The sequence below is a fragment of the Streptomyces sp. NPDC048604 genome (assembly GCF_043199435.1).
In the GTDB taxonomy this organism is placed as follows: Bacteria; Actinomycetota; Actinomycetes; order Streptomycetales; family Streptomycetaceae; genus Streptomyces.
Genome location: NZ_JBICVX010000012.1, coordinates 185,200 through 206,914, shown reverse-complemented (window position 1 = coordinate 206,914; position 21,715 = coordinate 185,200). Strand labels below are relative to the sequence as shown.

General features: G+C 70.4%; 22 protein-coding genes and 1 pseudogene. 14 read left to right on the top strand and 9 right to left on the bottom strand.

Annotated features, from left to right (window positions below):
• Positions 1 to 35: 35 nt before the first annotated feature.
• Both ACGFMM_RS24735 and ACGFMM_RS24730 read left to right on the top strand, forming a co-directional pair.
• Entirely contained in the window at positions 36 to 1,193 is a 1,158-nt protein-coding gene (locus ACGFMM_RS24735; protein ID WP_393648606.1) for a transglycosylase family protein, read from the top strand.
• 133 nt (positions 1,194 to 1,326) lie between these two features.
• Complete coding sequence (locus tag ACGFMM_RS24730) at positions 1,327 to 2,976, top strand: FG-GAP-like repeat-containing protein (protein ID WP_393648605.1); 1,650 nt, start codon at positions 1,327 to 1,329, stop codon at positions 2,974 to 2,976.
• An 806-nt stretch (positions 2,977 to 3,782) separates the two neighbouring features.
• On the opposite strand, the gene ACGFMM_RS24725 is transcribed toward ACGFMM_RS24730, so the two are convergent.
• Entirely contained in the window at positions 3,783 to 5,855 is a 2,073-nt protein-coding gene (locus ACGFMM_RS24725) for an MMPL family transporter (RefSeq protein ID WP_393648604.1), read from the bottom strand.
• A 220-nt stretch (positions 5,856 to 6,075) separates the two neighbouring features.
• Here ACGFMM_RS24725 and ACGFMM_RS24720 point away from each other — a divergent pair, with 220 nt between their 5' ends.
• Complete coding sequence (locus ACGFMM_RS24720) at positions 6,076 to 6,486, top strand: UBP-type zinc finger domain-containing protein (RefSeq protein WP_393648603.1); 411 nt, start codon at positions 6,076 to 6,078, stop codon at positions 6,484 to 6,486.
• 187 nt (positions 6,487 to 6,673) lie between these two features.
• On the opposite strand, the gene ACGFMM_RS24715 is transcribed toward ACGFMM_RS24720, so the two are convergent.
• Positions 6,674 to 7,927: an NAD(P)/FAD-dependent oxidoreductase gene (locus ACGFMM_RS24715; protein ID WP_393648602.1), complete on the bottom strand. Its 1,254-nt coding sequence runs from the start codon at positions 7,925 to 7,927 to the stop codon at positions 6,674 to 6,676.
• Between the two features lie 142 nt (positions 7,928 to 8,069).
• On the opposite strand from ACGFMM_RS24715, the gene ACGFMM_RS24710 reads away from it, so the two are divergent.
• Both ACGFMM_RS24710 and ACGFMM_RS24705 read left to right on the top strand, forming a co-directional pair.
• Positions 8,070 to 8,561, top strand: a complete 492-nt coding sequence (locus ACGFMM_RS24710) for a MarR family winged helix-turn-helix transcriptional regulator (protein ID WP_393648601.1) — start codon at positions 8,070 to 8,072, stop codon at positions 8,559 to 8,561.
• A 377-nt stretch (positions 8,562 to 8,938) separates the two neighbouring features.
• A complete protein-coding gene (locus tag ACGFMM_RS24705; RefSeq protein ID WP_393648600.1) occupies positions 8,939 to 9,490 on the top strand; it encodes a hypothetical protein in 552 nt (183 codons plus the stop codon).
• A 39-nt stretch (positions 9,491 to 9,529) separates the two neighbouring features.
• On the opposite strand, the pseudogene ACGFMM_RS24700 reads toward ACGFMM_RS24705, so the two are convergent.
• A pseudogene (locus tag ACGFMM_RS24700) lies at positions 9,530 to 10,267 on the bottom strand (transposase); the annotation flags it as partial.
• 30 nt (positions 10,268 to 10,297) lie between these two features.
• Positions 10,298 to 11,176, bottom strand: coding sequence for a UbiA family prenyltransferase (locus ACGFMM_RS24695; RefSeq protein WP_393648599.1), 879 nt, complete (start codon positions 11,174 to 11,176; stop codon positions 10,298 to 10,300).
• A gap of 353 nt (positions 11,177 to 11,529) precedes the next feature.
• Between ACGFMM_RS24695 and ACGFMM_RS24690 the strand changes: the two genes are divergently transcribed.
• From ACGFMM_RS24690 to ACGFMM_RS24675, 4 genes are all read left to right on the top strand, one after another.
• Positions 11,530 to 12,705, top strand: coding sequence for a hypothetical protein (locus ACGFMM_RS24690; RefSeq protein ID WP_393648598.1), 1,176 nt, complete (start codon positions 11,530 to 11,532; stop codon positions 12,703 to 12,705).
• A 93-nt stretch (positions 12,706 to 12,798) separates the two neighbouring features.
• Positions 12,799 to 13,581, top strand: a complete 783-nt coding sequence (locus ACGFMM_RS24685; protein WP_393648597.1) for a class I SAM-dependent methyltransferase — start codon at positions 12,799 to 12,801, stop codon at positions 13,579 to 13,581.
• A 516-nt stretch (positions 13,582 to 14,097) separates the two neighbouring features.
• Positions 14,098 to 14,868 (top strand): glycosyltransferase family 2 protein, encoded by a 771-nt coding sequence (locus tag ACGFMM_RS24680; RefSeq protein ID WP_393648596.1) that lies wholly within the window; start codon positions 14,098 to 14,100, stop codon positions 14,866 to 14,868.
• Positions 14,868 to 15,086, top strand: a complete 219-nt coding sequence (locus ACGFMM_RS24675; RefSeq protein ID WP_393648595.1) for a hypothetical protein — start codon at positions 14,868 to 14,870, stop codon at positions 15,084 to 15,086. The genes ACGFMM_RS24680 and ACGFMM_RS24675 overlap by 1 nt, the downstream gene beginning before the upstream one ends.
• 5 nt (positions 15,087 to 15,091) lie before the next feature.
• Here the strand turns inward: ACGFMM_RS24675 and ACGFMM_RS24670 are convergent, their stop codons facing one another.
• Positions 15,092 to 15,712 (bottom strand): molecular chaperone, encoded by a 621-nt coding sequence (locus ACGFMM_RS24670; RefSeq protein ID WP_393648594.1) that lies wholly within the window; start codon positions 15,710 to 15,712, stop codon positions 15,092 to 15,094.
• A gap of 558 nt (positions 15,713 to 16,270) precedes the next feature.
• On the opposite strand from ACGFMM_RS24670, the gene ACGFMM_RS24665 reads away from it, so the two are divergent.
• Together ACGFMM_RS24665 and ACGFMM_RS24660 are read left to right on the top strand one after the other, a co-directional pair.
• On the top strand, positions 16,271 to 16,447 hold the full coding sequence (locus tag ACGFMM_RS24665) for a hypothetical protein (protein WP_393648593.1): 177 nt from the start codon (positions 16,271 to 16,273) through the stop codon (positions 16,445 to 16,447).
• A 45-nt stretch (positions 16,448 to 16,492) separates the two neighbouring features.
• Positions 16,493 to 16,798, top strand: a complete 306-nt coding sequence (locus tag ACGFMM_RS24660; protein ID WP_393648592.1) for a hypothetical protein — start codon at positions 16,493 to 16,495, stop codon at positions 16,796 to 16,798.
• A gap of 240 nt (positions 16,799 to 17,038) precedes the next feature.
• On the opposite strand, the gene ACGFMM_RS24655 is transcribed toward ACGFMM_RS24660, so the two are convergent.
• Positions 17,039 to 17,224: a hypothetical protein gene (locus ACGFMM_RS24655; RefSeq protein WP_393648591.1), complete on the bottom strand. Its 186-nt coding sequence runs from the start codon at positions 17,222 to 17,224 to the stop codon at positions 17,039 to 17,041.
• 434 nt (positions 17,225 to 17,658) lie between these two features.
• Between ACGFMM_RS24655 and ACGFMM_RS24650 the strand changes: the two genes are divergently transcribed.
• Positions 17,659 to 18,240, top strand: a complete 582-nt coding sequence (locus tag ACGFMM_RS24650; RefSeq protein ID WP_393648706.1) for a dihydrofolate reductase family protein — start codon at positions 17,659 to 17,661, stop codon at positions 18,238 to 18,240.
• A 216-nt stretch (positions 18,241 to 18,456) separates the two neighbouring features.
• On the opposite strand, the gene ACGFMM_RS24645 is transcribed toward ACGFMM_RS24650, so the two are convergent.
• On the bottom strand, positions 18,457 to 18,594 hold the full coding sequence (locus tag ACGFMM_RS24645) for a hypothetical protein (protein WP_393648590.1): 138 nt from the start codon (positions 18,592 to 18,594) through the stop codon (positions 18,457 to 18,459).
• Between the two features lie 20 nt (positions 18,595 to 18,614).
• Complete coding sequence (locus tag ACGFMM_RS24640; protein WP_393648589.1) at positions 18,615 to 19,547, bottom strand: hypothetical protein; 933 nt, start codon at positions 19,545 to 19,547, stop codon at positions 18,615 to 18,617.
• 24 nt (positions 19,548 to 19,571) lie between these two features.
• Between ACGFMM_RS24640 and ACGFMM_RS24635 the strand changes: the two genes are divergently transcribed.
• A complete protein-coding gene (locus ACGFMM_RS24635; RefSeq protein WP_393648588.1) occupies positions 19,572 to 20,006 on the top strand; it encodes a DUF2975 domain-containing protein in 435 nt (144 codons plus the stop codon).
• 23 nt (positions 20,007 to 20,029) lie between these two features.
• On the top strand, positions 20,030 to 20,254 hold the full coding sequence (locus tag ACGFMM_RS24630; RefSeq protein ID WP_393648587.1) for a helix-turn-helix domain-containing protein: 225 nt from the start codon (positions 20,030 to 20,032) through the stop codon (positions 20,252 to 20,254).
• 266 nt (positions 20,255 to 20,520) lie between these two features.
• Here ACGFMM_RS24630 and ACGFMM_RS24625 read toward each other — a convergent pair whose 3' ends face one another.
• Positions 20,521 to 21,711, bottom strand: a complete 1,191-nt coding sequence (locus ACGFMM_RS24625) for an MFS transporter (protein WP_393648586.1) — start codon at positions 21,709 to 21,711, stop codon at positions 20,521 to 20,523.
• Between the last annotated feature and the right edge of the window lie 4 nt (positions 21,712 to 21,715).

Here is a 21,715-nt window from a genome sequence, read left to right as displayed (position 1 = left end):
CTCCCGCCGTCCACCCCAGCCGACCGAGGAATCACATGCCTTCTCGTGCCCGCAGGACCCGCTCCCGCACCGGACTCGTCGCCGCCCCGCTCGCCGCTCTGACGCTCTTCTCGTCCGCCGCCCCCTCCGCCACCGCCGCATCGGTCGCCACCTGGGACAAGGTCGCCCAGTGCGAGTCCAGCGGCATCTGGAGCTACTACAGGGCGGGACACCCCTACTACGGCGGACTGCAGTTCCTGAAGTCGACGTGGGACGCGTTCGGCGGCCGGCAGTACGCGGAGTACCCGCACCAGGCCACCAAGGAACAGCAGATACGCATCGCGGAGAAAGTCCTGGCCACACAAGGGCAGGGCGCGTGGCCGCACTGTGGGCCGGCCGCCGGTCTCGGCAGCGACCCCGCGGAACCGTACCCGGACGAGCCGCCGGCTCCGCCGTCGAAGATGGCGCACCTGACCCAGGTCGGCGACCAGACCGGCGACGGCGTGCCCGACATGATCGCCGTCGAGGTCAAGACCGGCGATCTGTACCGGTACTCGGGTCCGGGCTACGCGGGCGGAACGGCGCGGGTGAAGCTCGGCTACGGCTGGAACACAATGAGCGGCATCGTGAACGCCGGCGACCTGACCGGGGACGGCGTCGCCGACATCCTGGCCGTCGACGCGTCCAACGGAGACCTGTACCGCTACTCGGGCCCGACGTACAAGGGCGGGAGCAAGGTCCAGGTCGGCACGAACTGGGACTCCATGACCAACCTCGTGGGCGTCGGCGACCTCACCGGGGACGGGAAGCCCGACCTCATCGCGGTCGAGAAGGCCACCGGCGACCTCTACCGCTACTCCGGCCCGACCTACAACGGCGGCTCCCGCGTGAAGATCGGCAACGGCTGGAACAGCATGCGCGACATCGTCGGCACCGGCGACCTGACCGGCGACGGCGTCGCCGACGTCCTCGCCGTCGACGCGTCCAACGGAAACCTGTACCGCTACTCGGGCCCGAACTACAACGGCGGCACCAAGGTCCAGATCGGCACCAACTGGGACACCATGACCAACATCACCGGCGTCGGAGACGTCACGGGCGACGTGGTTCCGGACGTGGTGGCCTCGGAGATCGCCACGGGCAAGCTCTACCGCTACTCGGGCCCCGCGTTCGCGGGCGGCTCGGCCCGCGTCCAGATCGGCACCGGCTGGTGACGCGGCACCTCCCGCCGTCGCCTCTGTCCCCGCCATCGCCTCTGCCCCTGCCCCTGCCCCTGCCTCGACCCGCGTCCCCGTCCCTACTCCTACTCCTCCCCTGCTTCCTCGACCTCCCCACCCGGAGCACCTCATGAGACTGCGCCAGGCATTCGGGACCGCTGGAGCTCTGCTCGGCAGCGTCCTCGCCACCCTGACATTCGCGCCCACCGCGCAGGCGGACAGCGTGTCCGGCGCGGACGCGCCGCCCCTGCGATTCCTCAGCTACAACATCTGCGGCAATCACTGTTCCGACGCCAAGGGCTACGACAACGAGCGCCGCATCGACACCGTCGTCGCGGAGGCGACGGGTTCGACGTGGAGCGCCGACCAGATCCATCTCCAGGAGGTCTGCCGACCGCAGTTCGACGCGATCAAGGCCCGACTGCAGTCGTACGGCTTCCAGGGCTTCTTCGCCACCGCGCTGCCCGGCGGCAACCCGGCGATCTGCGGCGGCGCGGACTACGGCAACGCGGTGATCGTCAAGGGCCCGCTCTCCGAGACGAAGGTCCTCGACCTGACCGTGGGCGGGGAGAGCGAGCCGATCACGGTGCCGTGCGTGAAGACGTACACGCAGAGCCGGGCCAACTGGGCCTGCTCCGTGCACCTCTACTGGAACGAGAACACGCTGCGGGAGCAGGAGGCCGCGAAGCTCGCCGCGCAGGCCAAGCAGTGGCAGGACGCGGGCCTTCCCGTGGTCCTCGGCGGCGACTTCAACGGTTCGCCACGCACCAAGATGGCCTCGTACTTCTACTCCCCGGCGGTCGGCGACGGCGGCTGGGGGACGTTCATCGAGGCGGACGAGACGGACTCCGACCACTTCGTGGCGGATCCGTGCGGTGACGGACGCACCCGGTGCCGCAGCGGGGAGCCGACGTTCGACTCCAGGAAGATCGACTACCTGTTCCTGAGCGCTGCCCACTTCAAGGGCGCCAAGGCCGACGTCCAGCCCCTGGACGCCAAGGTCTCGGACCACAAGCCGCTGCGTGGAGCCGCCTTCTGGTCGGACTGCGGGCCGTCCGCCGCCGGCGCCGGCGCCGTCATCCGGCGGGACTCCAAGGGCGCCCTCTTCCGCTACGCGGGCCGCGCCGACGCGACCGTCGCCGGCGCGTGCAAGGTCGGCACGGGGTGGAGCGGCATGAAGCACATCGCCCGTGACGGCTCCGCCCTCGTCGCCGTGGACGCGGCGGGCGTGCTGTGGCGCTACCCCGCGGACCAGGCCACCGGCGCCTACTCGGGCAGCACCCGCGTCCAGGCCGCGACCGGTTGGCAGGAGTACGACATGGTCGTCGCGCCCGGCGACTTCTCGGGCGACGGCAAGGCCGACCTGATCAGCCGTGACACGACCGGCGCGCTGTGGCTGCACAGGGGTGCCGGCACCGGCTCCTACGCCGCACGCACCCAGATCGGCACGGGCTGGCAGACGTACGACGCGCTGGTGGCACCCGGCGACTTCTCGGGCGACGGCAAGACCGACCTGATCAGCCGTGACACGACCGGCGCGCTGTGGCTGCACAAGGGCACCGGCACCGGCTCCTACGCCGCACGCACCCAGATCGGCACAGGCTGGCAGACCTACACCGCCCTCACCTCGCCCGGCGACCTGGACGGCAACGGCCGGGCGGACCTGACGGGCCGTGACGCGTCGGGCGGCCTCTGGTTCTACCAGGGCGACGGAGCCGGCTACTACAGCCCGCGCACCCAGATCGGCTACGGCTACCCGGACGCCGAACTGCTCTTCTGACCCCGGACGAATCACCCTACGGCGCCGGGGGGGGGGGGGGGCCGCCCGGGCGCCCCCGGCGGGGGCGGGGGGGGGGGGCCCGCGCGCGGGGGGGGGGGGGGGCCGCCACCCGCCCCCCCTAACGGCCCTTCCCCCCCCCCCCAACCCCCCCCCCGCCCCCGGCCCGGGCCCCCCCTCCCGCCCCCCGCCGGCCCGGCGCGGTGCTGGACCGCCTGGACTGCTCGGGCCGGGGCCGACCGCGGCCGGGTCGGCTCGGGCCGGGGAAGGATCGGCTTCTGCCCGGCCAGGCCGCCGGCCCGGATCGGCTCGGCTCGACTCGGCTCGGCCTGGACGCGGATTCAGGCGGCCTGGGCTGTCGGCACGATCCCTCCCAGCACGCCCGGACTGTCTGTGCGCAGGCCCGGCCTGTCAGCCGGCTGCCGCGCGCATCCGGGCGATGTCCGCCTCGCCGGCTTTCACCAGCGCGCGGCGCAGTTGCTCCGTCGCGGGAGCGGTGACGGCCTCGGACCGGATACGGGCGTGCCGGCGAACGCCGGGCGGCGTGGCAGGGGCGGGGCGGGTGAGCAGGTGTGCGGCCAGGAGCAGGACGTCGGGATGGTGCGGGTCGGCGGCGGCGCGTTCGGCGACGGTGTCGGCGTTCTCTCTCGCGGCGGGGCGTACGGCCTGGGGCCGGGTGTGTTCGGTGCTGCGCCCGGCCAGCGGGCCTCAATGTGCGCCTCGCCGGTAAGGAATTCACTCCACGGCAGATCAAGGCCATGGACACCGCGTGGACAAGGGCGGGGGGCACATCGCATGCGGTTCACAGGTCAGGCCCGGTATCGGAGAGCGCCCGGCCACCAGACCGACGGCCCGATGTCCCGGACGAGGGCCGGCACGAGGAGAGATCGCACCACGAGCGTGTCGAGCAGGACGCCGAAGGCCACGATGAACGCGATCTGCACCAGGAACGCGAGCGGGATGACGCCCAGCGCTGCGAAGGTGGCGGCGAGGACGGCACCGGCGGAGGTGATGACGCCGCCGGTGGCGATCAGCCCCCGGCGCACGCCCTCTCGCGTACCGTGCAGCGCCGTTTCCTCGCGCACCCGCGACATGAGGAAGATGTTGTAGTCGACGCCGAGGGCGACCAGGAAGACGAAACCGTACAGGGGCACGGCGGAGTCGGTCCCGGTGAACCCGAAGACGTGCTCGAACACGAGGGCGGAGACACCCAGCGTGGCCACGAAGTTGAGCGCGACCGTGGCCACCAGGAGCAAGGGCAGCAGCAGGGATCGCAGCAGGCCGACGAGGATCACCAGGATGATCACGAGCACGACCGGGACGATGAGCTCCCTGTCGCGCTCGGCGGTGAGCTGGGTGTCGTACTGCTGGGCGGTATAGCCGCCGACCAGGGCGTCGGCCCCGGGTACGGCGTGTAGCGCGGTCCGCAGGCCGGCGACGGTGTCCTTGGCGGCATCGGAGTCCGCCGCGTCCGCGAGGGTGACGTCGATCCTGACTCGCCCGTCCGCGACGAGCGGCTGTGAGGCGCCCGGGGCGGCGTAGACGGTCGCGGAGTCGGCGCCGTCGACCTCCTCGGCGGTGGTGCGCACCTTCTCCGCGGATTCCGCGTCGGCGATGACGACGACGGGGTTGCCGGCGCCGCCCGGGAAGTGTTCGCCGAGGCGTGCCTGGGCGGTGACGGACGGGACGTCCTTGACGAAGATCTCGTCAAGGGGAACGCCCTTCGAGTCGAGACTGAACGAGAAAGCCGCGCAGGCCAGAAGCGCGACGAGCGAAGCGGACCAGACCTTGCGTGGCGCGCGGTCGACGATCGCCGCGACCTTGCGCCAAACGGGGTGCGCGTCGTCCCCCGTTGCCGCCCTGGGCCGGGCGGGCCAGTAGGCGGCGCGGCCGAGCAGGACCAGGACCGCCGGGAGGAACGTCACCGCGCTCAGGACGGCGCAGGCGATACCGATGGCTCCGACCGGCCCGAGGGCACGGTTGTTGGTGAGATCGCTGAGGAGGAGGGCGAGCAGACCGAGCGCGACCGTGGCGGCGCTGGCCACGATCGGCCCGAAGGACTGCCGCAGAGCGGCGCGCATGGCCGGAATCCGGTCGCCGTCCCGCGCGCCGAGTTCCTCCCGGTACCGGGCGGCGAGCAGCAGGGCGTAGTCCGTGGCGGCTCCGATGACGAGGATGGACAGGATTCCCTGTACCTGGCCGTCGACCCGCACGATGTCGTTGTCGGCCAGAACGTAGACGATGGCACAGGCCAGACCGAGAGCGAACACCGCACCGATGATGATCATCAGTGGGAGCAGGACACTCCGGTACACCAGGAGAAGGATTACCAGGACCGTCACCAGGGCGACGACGAGGAGCAGGCCGTCGATACCGGCGAACGCGTCACCGAGGTCAGCCTGGGTGGCAGCGGGTCCAGCGAGCCACACTTCGGTTCCCGGTACGGCGGAGACCGCGACGTCGACCTTCTCCAGCGTCGCGGGCAGTTCGTCACCGAGGTCCGGGCGCAGCTGGACGATTCCCCGCAGGGCCTCACCGTCCGCGGAGGGAATCGCCGGGGAAGGCGCACCGATCACGCCTTCGACGCCCTTGAGGGAGGTCATGGCCTGTGTGGCGGCCGCCTGCGCCGACGGGTCGACCTGCCCCTCGTTCACAGCGGTCCAGACGATCAGGGCGGGAAGCGTCTCTTCCTGGCGGAATGCCTCCTGGGCCTGCAGGACCTGGGTCGACTCGGCGCTGCGGGGCAGAAATGCAGCCTGGTCGTTGGTCGCCACTTCGCCGAGCTTGCCGGCGTAGGGGCCGAGCCCTCCCCCGACGGCGAGCCAGACGACGAGCATCAACAGCGGCAGCAGTCTGCTCGCCCACCGCGGGGGTGCGGACATGTGGAACTCCCGAATATCTCTCGGTCATCAACAATCTCAATTGTCGAGATACATTGAAGCACGCCGTATTTGAACCTGGACAGCTGGGACGCCTGCGTCAGTCACGGTGACTTCCATGCGCAGGCACCGAACGGATGCAGGGGCACCACGCATCCATCGGCACCTGTTCATAGGAAGAGAAGGCGGACGAGGAAGGTCTGAGAGGCGAGGTGGCAGAACGATGACCACAGGTCCGGTGGGCGGGGAGCGCGGGAGAACCGCCACGGGCCCCGGCCCCGCCACCAACATCGACGGGTCGTGGACGGTGGCGCCCGACGGCGGGCGTCCTGACAGCCGTGTCTGTGCCCACCTCACGGACGTGGCACGACCGGCTGAACCCCCCGGCGACGGCTGCGAGCAGTGCCTCGCCCTCGGCTGGGCCTGGTCAAGGCTGCGATGGTGCACGACGTGCGGTCACGTCGGCTGCTGCGACAGCTCCCAGGGGCGCCACGCCCACGCCCACTACGCAGCGACCGGGCACCCGGTCGCACTCTCCCTGGACCCCGAGGAGAAGTGGGGCTGGTGCTACGCGGACGACCTCTTCCTGGTCGAACTGGTCGAGGCCCCGTCGCCCGAGGGCGACTCCACATGAAGATCGAGCACCCGTCGCTCGTAGCCATGGCGAGGCCCATCATCACGGCGCGGCGAGACGATGAGACCGGACGTGTGGTCCACGCCGAACTCCGCTTCGGCCAAGCCGATGCTGGCCAGTTCCGACGCAGCGGCGGCCGCTCCCTACCAGGTCAGGGGCCCGGACGGCGGCGGCGTGTCGGGCGTGTTCACCTGGTGTCGCCCCCCAGGTCGGCGAGGACCTCCCGGGCGGCTCGCGCCCCGGAGGCGAGGGAGCCCTGGAGCGAGCCCGTCGCCCTGTGATCGCCGCAGACGTAGCGGTCCGGCCCGAAGCGCGTGGTGCGCGACAGGGTAAGCGGTGGAGGCATCGCGGGAAGGGCACCGTGCACCGTGACGCGGTGCACGGCTTCCCAGCTGGCCATGTCCGTTCCGTACACCTCGCCGAGAGCCGCTTCGACGTCTGCCACTTCCGCGGGCTCCGGGCAGCCGAGGACGGAGGTCGAGACGAGCGCCCGGCCGTCGTCGGAGTACCCGGGGTGGACCTCAGTGAGGACGCAGGAGTTCAGGAACCGGCGCCGTGCGTCGACGACAAGGGTGGGCTCGGTCAGGGGAGACCGCGCGGCCGCGTGGTAGAGGGTGGTCACCGTACGGCCGCCCGGTACGTCAAGGCCGGGGAGCAGCTCGACCGCTGCGCTCTGCCCGGTGGCGACGACGACGATACGGGCGCGCAGTTCGCCGCCCTCGGCGAGGGCCACCCCGTCGGGGGTCAGCGAGGCGACCGGGACTCCGGTGAGCAGCACGCCGTCGGGAAGCCGCGCGGCAAGCTGGGCCGGGACGGCTCCGATGCCGTCGGCCGGCAGACACAGGGTTCCCCGCAGCATGCTCCGCCAGACGAGATGGAAGAAGCGTGCCGAGGTCTCCAGGTCGTCTTCGAGGAACACCCCGGAAAGGAAGGGCCGGAGAAAGCCCTCGACGAGTTCGACGGAGAGCCCGGCGTCGACGAGCGCAGTCGCGGTGGTCGCGTCCGGGCGGCCTCGCAGCCACGAGGCGGGCGAGAGCATGTCGCGTGCGGACAACAGGCTCAGGGCGCTCAGGTCGCGGACCGACACGCCCTCGACCGGGAGCAGCCCTCCGTTCCCACGGGGGCGACGGGTTGGGTCGGTGAAGCGGCGGGGCCCGTCGGCTGTGTGCACCAAGACGCCCGCGGTGAACGGCCGCAGCCTGAGCCCCCTGAGGTCCAGGCGCCGCTTGACCTGTGGATACGAGGTGTTGAACACCTGGAAGCCACGATCGAGGGTGAAGCCGGCGATCCGGTCGGTCCGCATACGCCCGCCCACGGCGATATCGGCCTCCAGCAGACGCACCCTCAGTCCCGCAGCGAGGAGGTCGGCCGTGCACGCGAGGCCCGACGCTCCCGCACCGACGACCACCACGTCCACGCCTTCGCCGACGGTCCCGCGCATCGCCGTCACCGCTCCTCGGTCCAACCGTCCCACCGCTCCACGGCGGCCACGCTACGCCGCGCGACCCGCTCGTTACGGGAGACGCGACGGGGCAGGTGCATGTCGGTGATCCACCCGTCCCCGTGGCGCGTAGGCTGATCGTGTGGCCGGTACCAATGAAGAGGAGACGACGTCGCCCCCCAGGCGGGTGACGGGCGATCTTCGGGGCTTCGCGGTCGCGCTGCGCCGTACGCACGGGGAAATGAGCCGGCTGGTCCACGGCTTCGCGCTGGCCCACGGCCTGCACCCGACCGACGTACAAGCTCTCGGCATCATCCTCGACAACCCGCAGCCGCTGACACCCGGGCGGCTGCGCGAGCAGCTGGGGCTGAGCTCGGGGGCAGTCACCGCCTGTCTCGACCGCCTGGAGAAGGCGGGCCACATCCGCAGATCCAGGGAGAGCAAGGACCGCCGTGTGGTGCACGTGCACTACGTGGAGAGCGCACGCGCCGTCGCCCGGCAGTACTTCCTGCCGCTGGCCGAGGCGACCGGCCGGGCGCGGGAGCAGTTCGACGACCAGGAACTGGCCACCGCGATGAGGTTCCTGACCGCGCTCAACGAGGAACTGGCAGCCCTCCGGACGCCCGAACGCTGAACGAGTCACCCGTCACGCGTCCGACTCCGTGGTATTCGGCGCTCCATACAGCCGAAGCACGATGGCTTGAATGGGCGCGACGCGTCCACCAGTAGAGCCGGCCGGCGAGGCAGGCGCGGCTGGAGGAAGGGCGCTGCCGGTACCGGGTGCCGCCGCGACCTCCTTGTCCACGGAAAGGTCCGACCACGCCTTGCCAGGGTCTGCAAGTGAGCGGCTGCTGCGGCTGGTCCAGGCAAGGCGCACCATCACGGGGCCGGACACGAGGAGGGCCCTCCACAGCGCACGTGTCAGACACCTCAGGGTCCCAACTCGTCAAGCTGCGGCCTGCAGCCCGCTGTGTAGCCTGTCGATCTGTTCGAACGGGATGAGGGTGGGACGTGGAGACGCTGGTGGAGGGGGCCGTCGCGGAGGCGCTTCGCGACCGGGGTGGCGAGGCGATCCGCCTATATGCCGCCGCCTGTGCCGAACGCATGGCGCCACTGTTCATCGGTCTACGGGCGGGCGCGCAGGGGCGCGAAGCCGACCTGGACTTCTACGCGGAGTCCGTTCGCGACCTCTGGCATGCCGACCGGCCGCTCGCCGATGTAGCCGAGGGCGTGCGGCAGCTGGAGCGGTTCCCGGAGCTTCAGCCGAACGAGGAGGGGATCACCGATGTCGCCGACACCTACGCCTTCTTCGCTGCTCTCTGCCTGCGGTATGCCCTGCTGGCCCACGGCTCGGGAAACGCTGATGACGCGGTGTCCTGCGGCCATGCGGCGCTCACCTCGATGGGAATGCTCGACCAGAACGTGGCAGGTGCCGGCTTCCTGGCCGAGGAACAACGGCTCCAGTCCCTCTCGCTGAGCGGTGACGCCTCGGGCCTGTGGGACGCGAGCATCACAGCAGGGCGGGAGAGATTTCGTGCTGTGGTGGGCCGCCTGCCCCGATAGGCATGCTCCTGACCGCTGCCGGTGAGAGACAACCTCTGGTTAGGCGGCTGCTGCGCCCACGTCGTCGGGTGGCGCTGGGAAAGCCAGTGCCTCGTCATATCGATGACTTTGTTGGAGGCAGTGGTAGAGCTGGCCGATCAGTTGGTTGAAGAGGTTCCGCTGGGCGGCGGCGTGCCAGTCTGCGTGGTTATCGCGGCGTCGCCGGTAGTGGGCTTTGGCGCCGGGCGAGGCGGTGATTGCGGAGAACGCCCAGAGGCATCCGGCGTGTTCGACCGCCTCGGCGAGGTTGTCGGCCGGCGGTGCACGCGGCCTCCAGCTGCAGCAGGGCGAGCATCTGCTTGCCGAGCGCGTCCTCGACCAGCTGCGGCTGGTGGGCCCAGTCGGCTCGGAACACCTCGCGGAGCCGCTCGGCGTCGGTTGCGATGCCCCGCTGACGGCCGGCCGCTTGAGCACGGCCTGTCGCTGCGTGCGGGTAAGCCGAGCGGCCATGGCTGGCGTCGGGGCAAGTTTGAGAAGCTGGTGGGCCTCGGGTCGGCAGAGGCCGTTCTTCCAGGGTTCGAAGGCGGCGAGGGCGGCCGGGTAGTACTCGCGCAGCAGGGATCGGAGCTGGTTGGAGATCTGCTGGCGGTTCCAGGTGGCGTCCTGCTGAGCGCGTGCGAGGACTGCGGCGGCCCGGGCCAGGTCGCTGTCCTGGGGAAGCGGCCGGTGCGCATGCATGTCGGTGCGGAGGATGTTCGCCAGCACCAGGGCGTCGCCGGGGTCGGATTTCTTGCGTGCCGGGCGCGTGGCTGGACTGAGCGGCCGCCGTCAGCTCAGCAGCAGGACGGCGGCCAGCACCACCAGGCCCTGGGCATCGCCCCAGGGCCTGGGGTGTTCGCCCGGTACGGGGCGATAGCGGGCCAGGAGGACGCAGTTGTACGCGGCCCACACCAGCATCGGAAGCGGCTGGAGGAACAGGCCGATGACCGCGCCGAGGCCGGCCAGCGTGTACGCGGTCAGCCGGGTGCGGCGCTCGCCGAGCACTGCCGGCAGGGTGTGGGTGCCGTCGCGCCGGTCGGCCTCGATGTCGCGCAGGTCGTTCAGGAGTGTCATCACGCTGCCGATGAGCGGGCCCGCGAGCGCCAGCAGCCAGGCGCGCGGATCGACCAGGCCATGCTGCTGCACGGCCGGCAGCAGCACGCCGAGCAGCGTCCAGACGACCATCACGTACGGGAGTTTGAGGTGTGGGATCTGGCGGGCGGCGAGCCGTGCGCCACGCCAGGGGATCAGCGGGGCCGTGTAGAGCCAGGCCGTGACCGCGGTGATCGCGAGCATCGCGGCGCACCACGGCCGCAGCACGACCAGCGGCAGCAGGGCCGCCGTGCAGCCGTACATCCACCAAGTCAGCGGGCGGCCGTTCCGCGCCACCCAGGCCGCGCGCGCACTGCCGTCGCTCTCCGCCGGCTGAAGGCGGTCACGGGTGTACGAGGCGGCCATGAGGAGGAAGGCGAAGGCGGCGATCAGCGGGTCGCCGGGGCGGTCCAGGATCAGGCTGGTGACCCAGGTGAAGGCCGCGGCGCTGACGCCGAGGGTGATGTTGGTCCAGGCGAGGAAGGTGAACGGGCCGGGGCGGGGGCCGGGGCCGGGAATGGACTCGGGGCTGGAGCCGGGCGCGGTGACCGACTGCTGCGGGAGAGAAGAGTGCACGTGCGTCCAACGACGTGGACGCGCCCGGGTGACAGGCGAACGTCCACGCCACCAGCCGTCACAGCGAGGACCGTTGCAGTGCCGGCCGGGGTGGGGATCATCATCACTCTGCGACCAATCGCCCACCGCGGCGAGGGGTCCGGGGATGGCGATGCGGCAACTGGTCCCGTGCGAGGGACCTGGTACATGCCCTGTGCTGCGGGAAGCCTCTGATCTTTGCTCAGTGCGGGCGGGCCCTGCGGACGGCCGGTGACGGAGACTCCCATCGCACTCCCGAAGGTCCGTGCGGCCATAGGGTGGTCATCCGACAGTTCGGGCATTCCACTACGAGTTGACGATGAGGACGGGCCAAGGTGACGATCTCCCTACCCGGATCGCCGGCCCAGGCGGCGACGCGCACGCGCCGGCAGGCGGCTGCGCGGGCGCTGGACTTCGTGAGCCGCTCGGTCAGCTCGACCGGTGCGCCCTCCGCACTGCTGTCCCTCGACCCCGGGTTCGAGCAGTGCTTCACCGGGGCGCGGGCCCGTGGGATCCTGCGCGAGCACTTCGGCGTGGACCCCGGCTTCGATCTCGCCGGGGAGGCGTTCTCGGCGATGGTGTCGCTGACGCTCCTCCCCCTGACCGCCCACGAGGCGGACCCGCACCTGATCCTCCGCCTCGCCACCCACGTGAAGGCCTGCCGGTGGCGGGCCCGTTACCGGTTCTTCCCCGGCAGCGGCGGCTTCCCGGCGGACACCGACTGCACCGCGCTGGCCACTGCCGCCCTCTTCGAGCATGGCCTGCTCACCCAGGAAGGACTCGAGCGGGGAGCACTTGAACTCCTGCGCTCCGCAGCCCTACCCCGCGACACCCGGCGCTCACCGGACCCCCGAGACGAGGACCGCCTGAGCAGGGGTGTCTTCACGGTGTACTGGGAGGACGGCGAGGAACCGGCGGCACTGCGCCGGGGGCACAAGCAGGACGAAGTCGCCGCCGCGAACGCCCTCTACACCCTCCTTCTGGCCGAGCCGGACACCGCACAGACGTGTGCGGTCGTCGAGGCGACGACGCGCCACCTCGCCGACCATCTCGACTCGGGCCGCTACCTCGCCGGCACCCGCTATTACCCCTCCCCTGACGCCTTCCTGTACGCCCTCTCCCGCCTGTGCGCACGCTTCCCGGCCATCGCCGCAGCCCTGGCGGCACCCGCGCGCAAGGCCCTGGCCGAACGCGACGCCAGCACGATGGTCACCGTGGCCCGCACCCCCGCCAACGCGCTGGAGACCGCCCTGCGGACCTTGGCGGCCGACCACCTCGGCATCACCACCGGCCAGGAGCAACGTCAAGCCTTGCTCACCGACACCCAGCGCCTGGACGGCTCCTGGCCGCCGGCCGCCTACTACCGGATGGGCCGCTTCCCCGTCTATTTCGGCTCGCCCTACCTCACCACCGTCTTCGCGATGAACGCACTACGCACGCACCCGTACGCCCGGCCGACGGAACGCTCGTCAGTTCCAGCCGCGGCTCCTAGACCACACAGTCACGCATAGTGGCCGTCCGGTAGCTACCCGATCAGCACATCTGGCCCGTGCGCCACCGGAACGATCAACCTGCCGGGCCCACCCTGAGAAGGAGTTCACCCCATGACCACTGCATCCTCCGACTTCGCCTCCGTCGGCGCCGGCTACGCCGCCTACTCCAGCGGCGGCCGCGGCCGGCTGCGGCACGACATCACCGCGCGCCGTGTCCTGGCCGAGCTCGGCGACAGCCCGGCTCGGATCCTGGACGTCGGCTGCGGCGACGGCGAGATGGTGCTGCGCCTGGCGGCCGCCGGACACCAGGTGACCGGCGTGGAGAAGTCCCTCGGCATGCTCGGCTCTGCGGCCGAGCGGGTCGCCGCCGTTCCCGAGATCGCCGAGCGGGTGACGCTGGCCGAGGGCGACATCTACAACCTGCCGTTCGATGACGCCTCGTTCGAAGCGGTGCTCTGCCATGGCGTCGTGATGTACCTGCCCGACTCCGTCGCCGCCGTCGCCCACCTTGCCCGACTCGTCGCCGACGGCGGCATCCTCAGCGTCCTGACGAAGAACCAGCTCGCCGTGGGCGTACGCGAGGCCCTGTCCGGCGACTACGAGTCGGCCCGGGCGCAGATCGAGAGCGGGCAGGCCGCGAGCGTCGGCAACCTCGGCATCACCACGCGCGGTGACACCCCCGACCACCTGGACGACCTCGCCCTGGCCAACGGGCTCACGCCGCTGCCGTGGCAGGGCGTGCGAATCTTCCACGATCACCGCAACGACTGGGTGCCCGCCGAGCGGGAGTACCAGGCGGCGCTCGATGTGGAGTGGGCGGCCTCCAGCCGCAGCCCGTACCGCGAGCTCGGCCGTCTGGTGCACGCCGTGGCCCGCCGCGAGGTCACCGCCTGACTACGCGCACGGCCATCAACCCGGGCGGGCAGCCTATGACGGCTCTGCGCTGCAACGAGTCGCCGGCCGCCCTGTGGATCCGGCGCTGCGACACCAGCCTGTCGGGAGCGCGGGCACTGCAGGCTATGACCTGTCGTGCGGCCCGGCGGCTCGCCGCCGGCGAGGACAACCCGGTCGCGCCCGAGTACGACCGTATCCCCAACGGGTTGACGAGGGACGAGCGTTGGTACGTCTCCCGGAGTCTTTGGCCCTCCAGGCAGTGCAGTGGCAGGACGCGATCGCCGTGGCAGGGGCGTGGCTGGCTAACCGGGACGGGTCCGGGCCGCCGGGCTCACGGGCTGCGGGTATGCCACCGTGATCGCCCCACAGCCGGAGACGCCCGACTTCCGGACGGTCATCGCCTGACGCACCGTCAACGCCCAGCCGGCGCCGAGCCCGGTCACCGTCACGCCGCACCGCGCGCCGGCTTCCCGCGTCACCATCGGCGGCCACGACATCGGGACCCTCGGCCCGCACGTGCCCTCCCGCAGACCAGTAGATCAGCGCAACGAAGCCAAGCGCACCGTGCAGGACGCAGTCACCGAGGCGCTGCCGAAGCCGCACTCAACCGCCCCGGAAATCCCCCTCGTCGTGGCCGGAGACCTCAACATCATCGAATGCGGCCACCTACGCGCCCTGCGCAGTGTCGCCCGCCAGACCTACCAGCACTTCGAGATCATCGCCGTCCGCGACGGCGGGCACGCCGTCGAGCCGGTCATCGCCCTCTGGCAGCGCGCGATGCCCGTCAGGCTCCTCGAATCCGACAACCCACGCGACGTCTCCTGCGCCCGAAACCGCACCATCGGTGTCACGCAGGGCGGCTACATCGCTCTCCTGGACGACGATGACGTCTTCTGGCCACACCACCTTCATGCCGCCGTCGACGCCCTGCGCTCCCGCTGGGCCGACACTGTCTACGGCCAGGCCCTCGTCAGCGCCACTTGGACCGAGCGGCCTTCCTCTCTGTCGCGACAAGGCGCTGCACCACTGCGAGGACTGGGACTTCGTCCTCGCCCTGCAGCCGGCCGGACACCGGCCCGCAAGCGGCGGTCGAGGCAAGGGCAGCCACAGAATGTCCGGGCAACTACTCAGAGCATTTGTGGTGGCAGCTGTACGAGCGCAGCACACCCAGCTGACCCGCGCCGCGGGTGCGCAACGCACGAGCCGTTCATAGGTTTGGAGTACTGGGCGCCGCAGGTGGCGACCAGCGTGGGGGCCTGCGAATTGGTCGGGGTATGGAGGATCTGATGGCAGAGGACCAGGTCAGCCGCAATCTCAAGGGCATGGACGATCTCGAATTCACCGGATGGAACAGGGCCGACTGGGACGGTGTCTTCGCCCGCCACCACACCGACGATGTTCTGGTGGTCCAGAGCGGCCAGCCGCCGACCCGTGGAATCCAGGAGCACATCGACGCCATGAAGGCGTACGTCGAAGCCGTGGGTGGCGCGCCTCCGCCGGCCTGAGACGGTCACTGGCCGACCGTGACCCGCTCCCCGGAGTCGTCGATGTAGGTCCACCGGACCTTCCCTTCTTCGGACTGCACGGTCCAGGTGGCGGAGCTGAACGGTCCGATCACGCGGCGCGACTCATGGCCCAGGTCCAAGCCGTCCACCGTGAGGCTCGCGAGGGTCACGAAGTACCCGGAGGAGTTGGCCAGCGTCAGCTCCTGACCGGACCGCGACACCTGAAGGTCCTGTGCGGCCTTGCTGCCACTCCCAGCCTCCGGGACGACGGCAAGCCCCTTGGGGCGGTAGAACAGCTCGAGCCGGTGCCGGAGGGCGATCTGACTGTCGGACGCGGTCCTCCTCGGCGGCGGAAGCTCCCGGAAGTTGAGGTAGAAGAGGGTCTCCCGGTCCTGGGCATCCGTGCTGCCCAGGACAAGGATCGTGAGCCGGCCCTTGCTGCCCGCCTCAATCACCTGAGTGGCCGGCGCTACCACCAGCGGGCCCTCGATCTTCTTGCCGCTGCGGTCCTCCATCCACGCCTGGACCATGTAGGGAAGCTCCGTGCTCTTGTTCTCGAGGTCCATCACCAGGGACCTGGTGCCGCCGTCGAAGATCACCCTGGTGCGATCGAACGCGATGGCCATGTGTGCCTCCTGACTCCAGGGCGGAGCGGGTCTCCGACCGCCGGCTTGACATGATCAAGAAAGCAGGGGCGGAGCGCGTACATGTCCCCATTTCGCTCTCGGCGATTCGGCCGCATCCGCCGGTCACCCCGCTGACCCGCGGGCCGAAGGGCTTGAAGCGGGTTCCAATCATGGCAGGCGACGTCCTCCGGGGCACAAGTGCGGACGTCCTCCGCCTCGTTGTGCACCACGTCGTCCCGGACCCAGCCGGCCTTCCCCTTCGCCCCTCCGCTCGTCACGACCAGCTTGGTCCAACCGCCTTGCCGGTCCTTCTCCGCGCTACGAGCACCCCGGTAGGCGACGCGCCGAGCGCCGCGGAATCGGCGGCCGGCCTGGACCGGATCGTGGCGGAGGACCCCGTGGCGTAGCAGCCTCCCGCGGCCTGCGCGGTGCCGGCGACGACGCCCGAACCGACGATCACCAGGGCTCCGACAAGGGCGAGCGGGAGCAGTCGCGTGATCCGCACAACCCCTTCGCCCAATCGCGGACACGGGTCCCCGGCCGACGGATCACCCGGACGTGCGCCGCTTCCCCGGCGCACAGGTGGTCTTCTGGCCTCTCACGCAGAAATCCACCCACGCCGCGAAAGAGTTGTGGCAGATCACACCGGACGGCCGCATTCTTTTCGACCCCGTCGGCGCAATGCCCGTCACGTGGAACAGCGATGCATTGCTAGACGCAAACCGCCGCGGCTGAGTGGGCGATCGCAAGCATGTCAGAGCCCACAGCTACCATCCGCCCGTGAACCCTGAGCTGCTGTCGAACATTGCTGTTCCCCTCCCGCCCGGACGGCTGGTTACGTCCGATGAAGGCGACGGAGACGTACAAGCTCTGTGGCTGAGTGACGAGACCGGATCCGCGGATCTGTGGACGCGCATCCGCGACGAGCATCCCCGTACAGGGCTGTGGCCGCTGCTTCTCGACGCGCTGGATCCGAACGAGGGTGAATTCCGCCCGTGGGGATCCGGGGAGGTCTTCCCCGAGCGGATGTCCACCCCGGCGGGCCACGACCCTGCCGACCTCCTGGCACGGTGGTGGGCGACCTAGACGGCCGTCGACGAAGACGACGAGAAGACGGTGAACTCATCGGCAGAACCACCCCGTGGACGATCTACAACACAGACCCGGAGCTGACCCGGAAACGGCAGTGACCGGTTCTCGGACCTGGCAGGTGGGGGCCGGCCGTGCCCAATCAGCGCTCCCCCAGCGGCAAGTTCCTCTGAGGACAGCACGGCTCGGTCCTCAACGACGTCGGCATTCTCGGCTCGCCGACGTCCCGGCCAAGTATCAGCAGGGGCTCTTGTCCTGGCCCGTGCCGCATACCGGGCCGGGGTCCTCGTAGATGGAGATCAGGAAGATGACCCAGGCCACCAAGGCGACCCATGTGCCGATGCGCCACAGCAATTCGGTGCGCTTGCGCGCGTTCTCGTCGTGTTCGTGCTTCGCGTGATCGTCGCCGTCGTCGCTGCTCACGGTCCCCCCTCGGATGAGTGCGGCACAGGAATACCCCGAATGCGTGAGCGGCAACCGCGTCAGCACGCGGACGGTGGCCGCGCGCCGGCGGGGCCGGACCCGTCGGGTCAAACCCCGCCCACGCCCTCAAGCTCGACGGGCTTGCGCTGCGCTACGCGTAAGGCATCGACTAACCGGACGCCAGGTCAGCGTTGGTGTCACGGGCCGTTGAGGGTTCATTCTTCGATCGTCGGACATGCGTGATCGTCGGCCACCAGTTCTGGGCGTTCACCGGGCCCACGCAGACCCGGTACGTCGAAGGTCGGCGGCGGTTCCTGCGCGAACATCCCGGCCACGCGCTGGACGACTGGCCGGTGCCGGCCGATTGGTTTCTTCCAAGAGCCACAGCTCACGAGACGCTAATTTGGGGGCACCCCAAAGCAGAGGAGAGCCCCGTGGGCAAGGTGGTCATGTACGGCTCTGTGTCGGTGGACGGCTTCATCGCGGACGAGAATGACCAGCCCGGAGCACTGTTCGAGTGGTTGACCAGCGGTGATGTCCCGTTGGACGAGAGCGGCGAGCTGAAGGTGTCGCAGAGGTCCTACGACTACACCCGGCCGTACTGGGACCAGATCGGGGCGACAATCGCCGGCCGCCACGTCTTCGACATGACCGACGGCTGGGACGGGAAGCCTCCGAGCGGGATCGACCACGTGGTCGTCGTGACACACCGGCCGGAGCCCGAGGGCTGGGACCCCGAGGCGCCGTTTCACTTCGTCGACGGCGTCGAGGCAGCCGTGGCCAAGGCACAGGCGCTCGCGGGTGACCGCATCGTCGAGGTCGCCGCCGGCGACGTCGGTGGCCAGGTGCTTGCCGCGGGCCTGATCGACGAGGTGCGCATGGACGTCGTACCCGTCGTGTTCGGGTCCGGCAAGCGCTACTTCGGGTCGGTCCAGGCGCAGCACCTGTTGGAGGATCCTGACGTGGTGATTCAGGGCAACCGGGTGCTTCACCTGCGCTTTCGGGTGCGCCGTTGACCGATCCGAGAGGGTACGGGAAGAAGTCCACTGCGAACGGTGACTGCCCGAGTGGGCGCTTGCAGGGACGCCGAGCGCCGGACCGCAGCAGCATGGCCCAGTTCAGAGAAGCCTGCGTCCGATGCTCCCTCCTGCGCCCCGACCCCACCCAGCGTCACCGGCTCGTGGAGGTCCGCGATCTGCCGTCGGTTCTCCGGCAGCGCCAACGCCGAACGGTCAGCGCGCGCACTGTTCGTGCTCGTCGGGCAGCAGTGCCTGGCCGATCCGTGCGGCGCGGGGGCGGCGGCGGCGACCCCCCTGCGTCACCTGCGAGCCCACCGCCCGTACGGCGGTGCGCCCGCTCGTAAGGGTCATTGGGCGAGATTCAGCAGGGATCAGTCATGGGGCCAGACCTGGCCGGCTGTCACCTTGCGTGCGATGCGACGCCACTGGTCCTCTCCCCCCGGCAGCGGCCAGGCCCAGGTCGGCTGTTCCACGGTGTTCAGGTCGTGCAGGAGGCGGACGAGCTGTGGGCCGGCGGTGGCGGCACCGTCCGGGACGGTGGGGCCGTGAACGGTGCGGAGTTCGGCGAAGCGTGCCAGTTCGTCCTCGTAGAAGCCCACGGCCTCATTGATGCGGATGGCCAGGTCGTCGCGCGGCACCGTGCGGTGCAACTGCAGCAGTGGAGGTTCGACGGATTCGGCGATCGCGGCGGCGAGCCGCGCGTGACCGTCCAGGATCAGATGGCAGTCAAGGCCGCTCACCCACCACAACAGGATGGGTGGGAGCGTCCCTTCACGTGCCTGCTTGCGGTACGCCTTGACCCGGCTGTCGTCGGCATCAGGCATCGGCCGCAGCGGAAGGACCTCCCACGAACCAGCATGAATGAACCAGTCGACGTATCCGTCCGGGTGCCCTTCGACGAGCATCGAGCCCCAGTACTCGGCATGCGAGGTGTCGGCGTGGCGCCAGCGCCGGAGCGGACTGTCGCATGAGAGCAGCCACCTGCCCTCATGCAACGGGCTGTCTGGCGAGTCGGCGAGGTACTGCGCAAAGCGGTGGGCCCACCGTTGCGGGCTGCCTGCCAGGGCGCGCCCGGCATCGGCGCGCAGCGGCGGGACGAAGGAGCGGTACTCGTCGGTGCGCCAGAAGTCCACGCCCTGGAGTTGCTCGTCGACAACGGCGAGCATCACAGGCCGCGACAGTTGGGAGACCAGCAGTTGTGGTCCGGCACTGAATACGCACAGCCCCGGCTGGTGGCGGTCCTGTACGTCCAGAGACAGGCCCACCCACGTGCCGTCGTCCACCGTGACATCGCTGCGCTGCATGACGCGAGCGTAGACCGCTGCCCCATGAACCCCCGATGGCGCCCGTCCGACACGAGGCACGTGCAGCAGCCGGGCGGCCTCGCTCGCCCGGGCGGCGAGCAGCACGTCAGAAGGTCGGTGTCGTCCCCGTTGCGCGTGATCGTGGTCCTGGGCATGGTGGCGGCCCAGGTCGCCCTCGTCTGCGTCTGGCGGCTCGTGACCATGGTGCGTCGCGGAACCGTGTTCTCCCACGCCGCGTTCCGGTACGTGGACGGCGTGATCGGCGCGATCGTGGCAGCTGCCTTGCTGTGGTTCACGGTCACGGCCCTGAATGCGCCGGGCCAGCGGGACGACCCGGGCGTCACCGTCATCATGGGCGGCGTCGGCTTGGGCATCCTGGGAGTCGCGCTCATCGTGCTCGTATTGCGGATGCTGCTCGCCCAGGCCGTCGCCCGCGACGTCGAAGCGGCGCAGATGTAGGCCGAACTGGACGAGGTGATCTGATGCCGATCGCCGTCGACATCGACGTCATGCTGGCCAGGCGGAAGATGTCCGTGGGCGAACTCGCGGACCGGGTGGGGATCACGCCCGCCAACCTGGCGGTACTCAAGAACGGCCGCGCCAAAGCTGTCCGCTTCGCAACGCTCGCCGCGCTCTGCCAGGTGCTCGAGTGCCAGCCGGGCGATCTGCTGCGATGGGAGGAGACGGAGGACGACGCGGACGAATGAACGGTCGCCGTGCTCGCGCCGATCGCGTACGCCGTTGAGGGCGGAGCGGCGTCCCCTGCCGGCGGCAGGTGTGTGGATCACCGACGCGGTGCTTCGCCGACGCCGGTCGGGAGGCACACAGCCGCCTTCTGCGGACCCGCCGTAGCCGGGACTGCCACGTGCGATCAAGAAGCCGCCATCACGTGGCATCCCCTGACCTCCGCCGCCCTCAGGCTTCCCGCCCCGAGGTCGTCTCACGTGAACCAGGCCTGGGCCGCCAACGTCGGTCAATGCCTTTCGGGCCGCATCCGTCGGAGCAGGTAGACGCCGGCGCAGGCGACCAGAAGCAGCATGCAGGCGATGAACACGAGCCCCGCACCCTCCAGACCCAGCGGATCGGCCAGCAGGCCCACGCCGATCACCGGAATCGAGATTCCCGTGTACGCGACCACGAACAGGGCCGAGATGACCGCCGCGCGCCGGTCGGGCGGCGCGGCGGCGGCGACGGCGGACAGCGCCGCGCGGAAGGCGAGTCCCTGCCCGGTGCCGCCCACGACGGCGGACAGGACGACGAGCACCAAAAGCTCCGCGTACATCGCGCCGGCGAGGAGAAGCAGGCCGACGAACAGCACGGCGCAGCCCAGGGGCAGCGAGCGCGCCGCCCCGAAGTGGCCTGCGGCCAGTTGTCCTGCGGTGGAGGCGAAGAAGGCCAGCGCGACGACCAGGCCGCTGACGGCGTGATTGTCCACGTGCAGGTAGCGGGCGAGGAACGCGGGACTGACCGAGGTGAACACGCCGAACAGGGCGAACCCCACGAAGGAGGCGATTGCCGCCGGCACGAACACCGCCCTCACCTGGGCCGGCAGCGCCGGTCGCTGCGGCCGAACGGACGTCAGGGCCTGCCGCTCCTCGACCGTCTCGGGCAGCCACAGCAGGACGACGGCCGAGACCGCGACCAGGGCGAGGTGCACGGCGAACGGCAGCAGCAGTGGCGCGGGAGCGTACTGGGCGAGCAGACCCGCCAGGAGAGGGCCGCAGCCCAGCCCGCCCATGTTGGCGGCCGTCGCCACGAGTGTCGCCCGGGAGGCGCCGCCGGGCGGGGCCAGCTCCATGACGTACGCGGTGGCGGCTCCTGTGAACAGGCCGGCCGAGAAGCCTGACAGCAGCCGGCCCGCGTACAGCCAGCCCAGGGCGTCGGCGGACAGGAAGCAGACGGCGCTCGCCGCCGCGAATCCCAGGCCCCACAGCAGCGTCGGCCGTCTGCCGATCGTGTCGGAGGCGTTGCCCGCCAGCAGGAGCACGCCGATGACGCCGAAGGCGTAGACGGCGTACACGACCGTGACCGTGAGTTCGGAGAACCCGAACTTCTCCTGGTACAGGGGATAGAGCGGTGTCGGCAGCGTGGTGCCTGCCATGCAGACCACGAACACCGCTCCGCCGAGCAGACACCTCAGCCACCCTTGTCGATCACCCGCCATACCC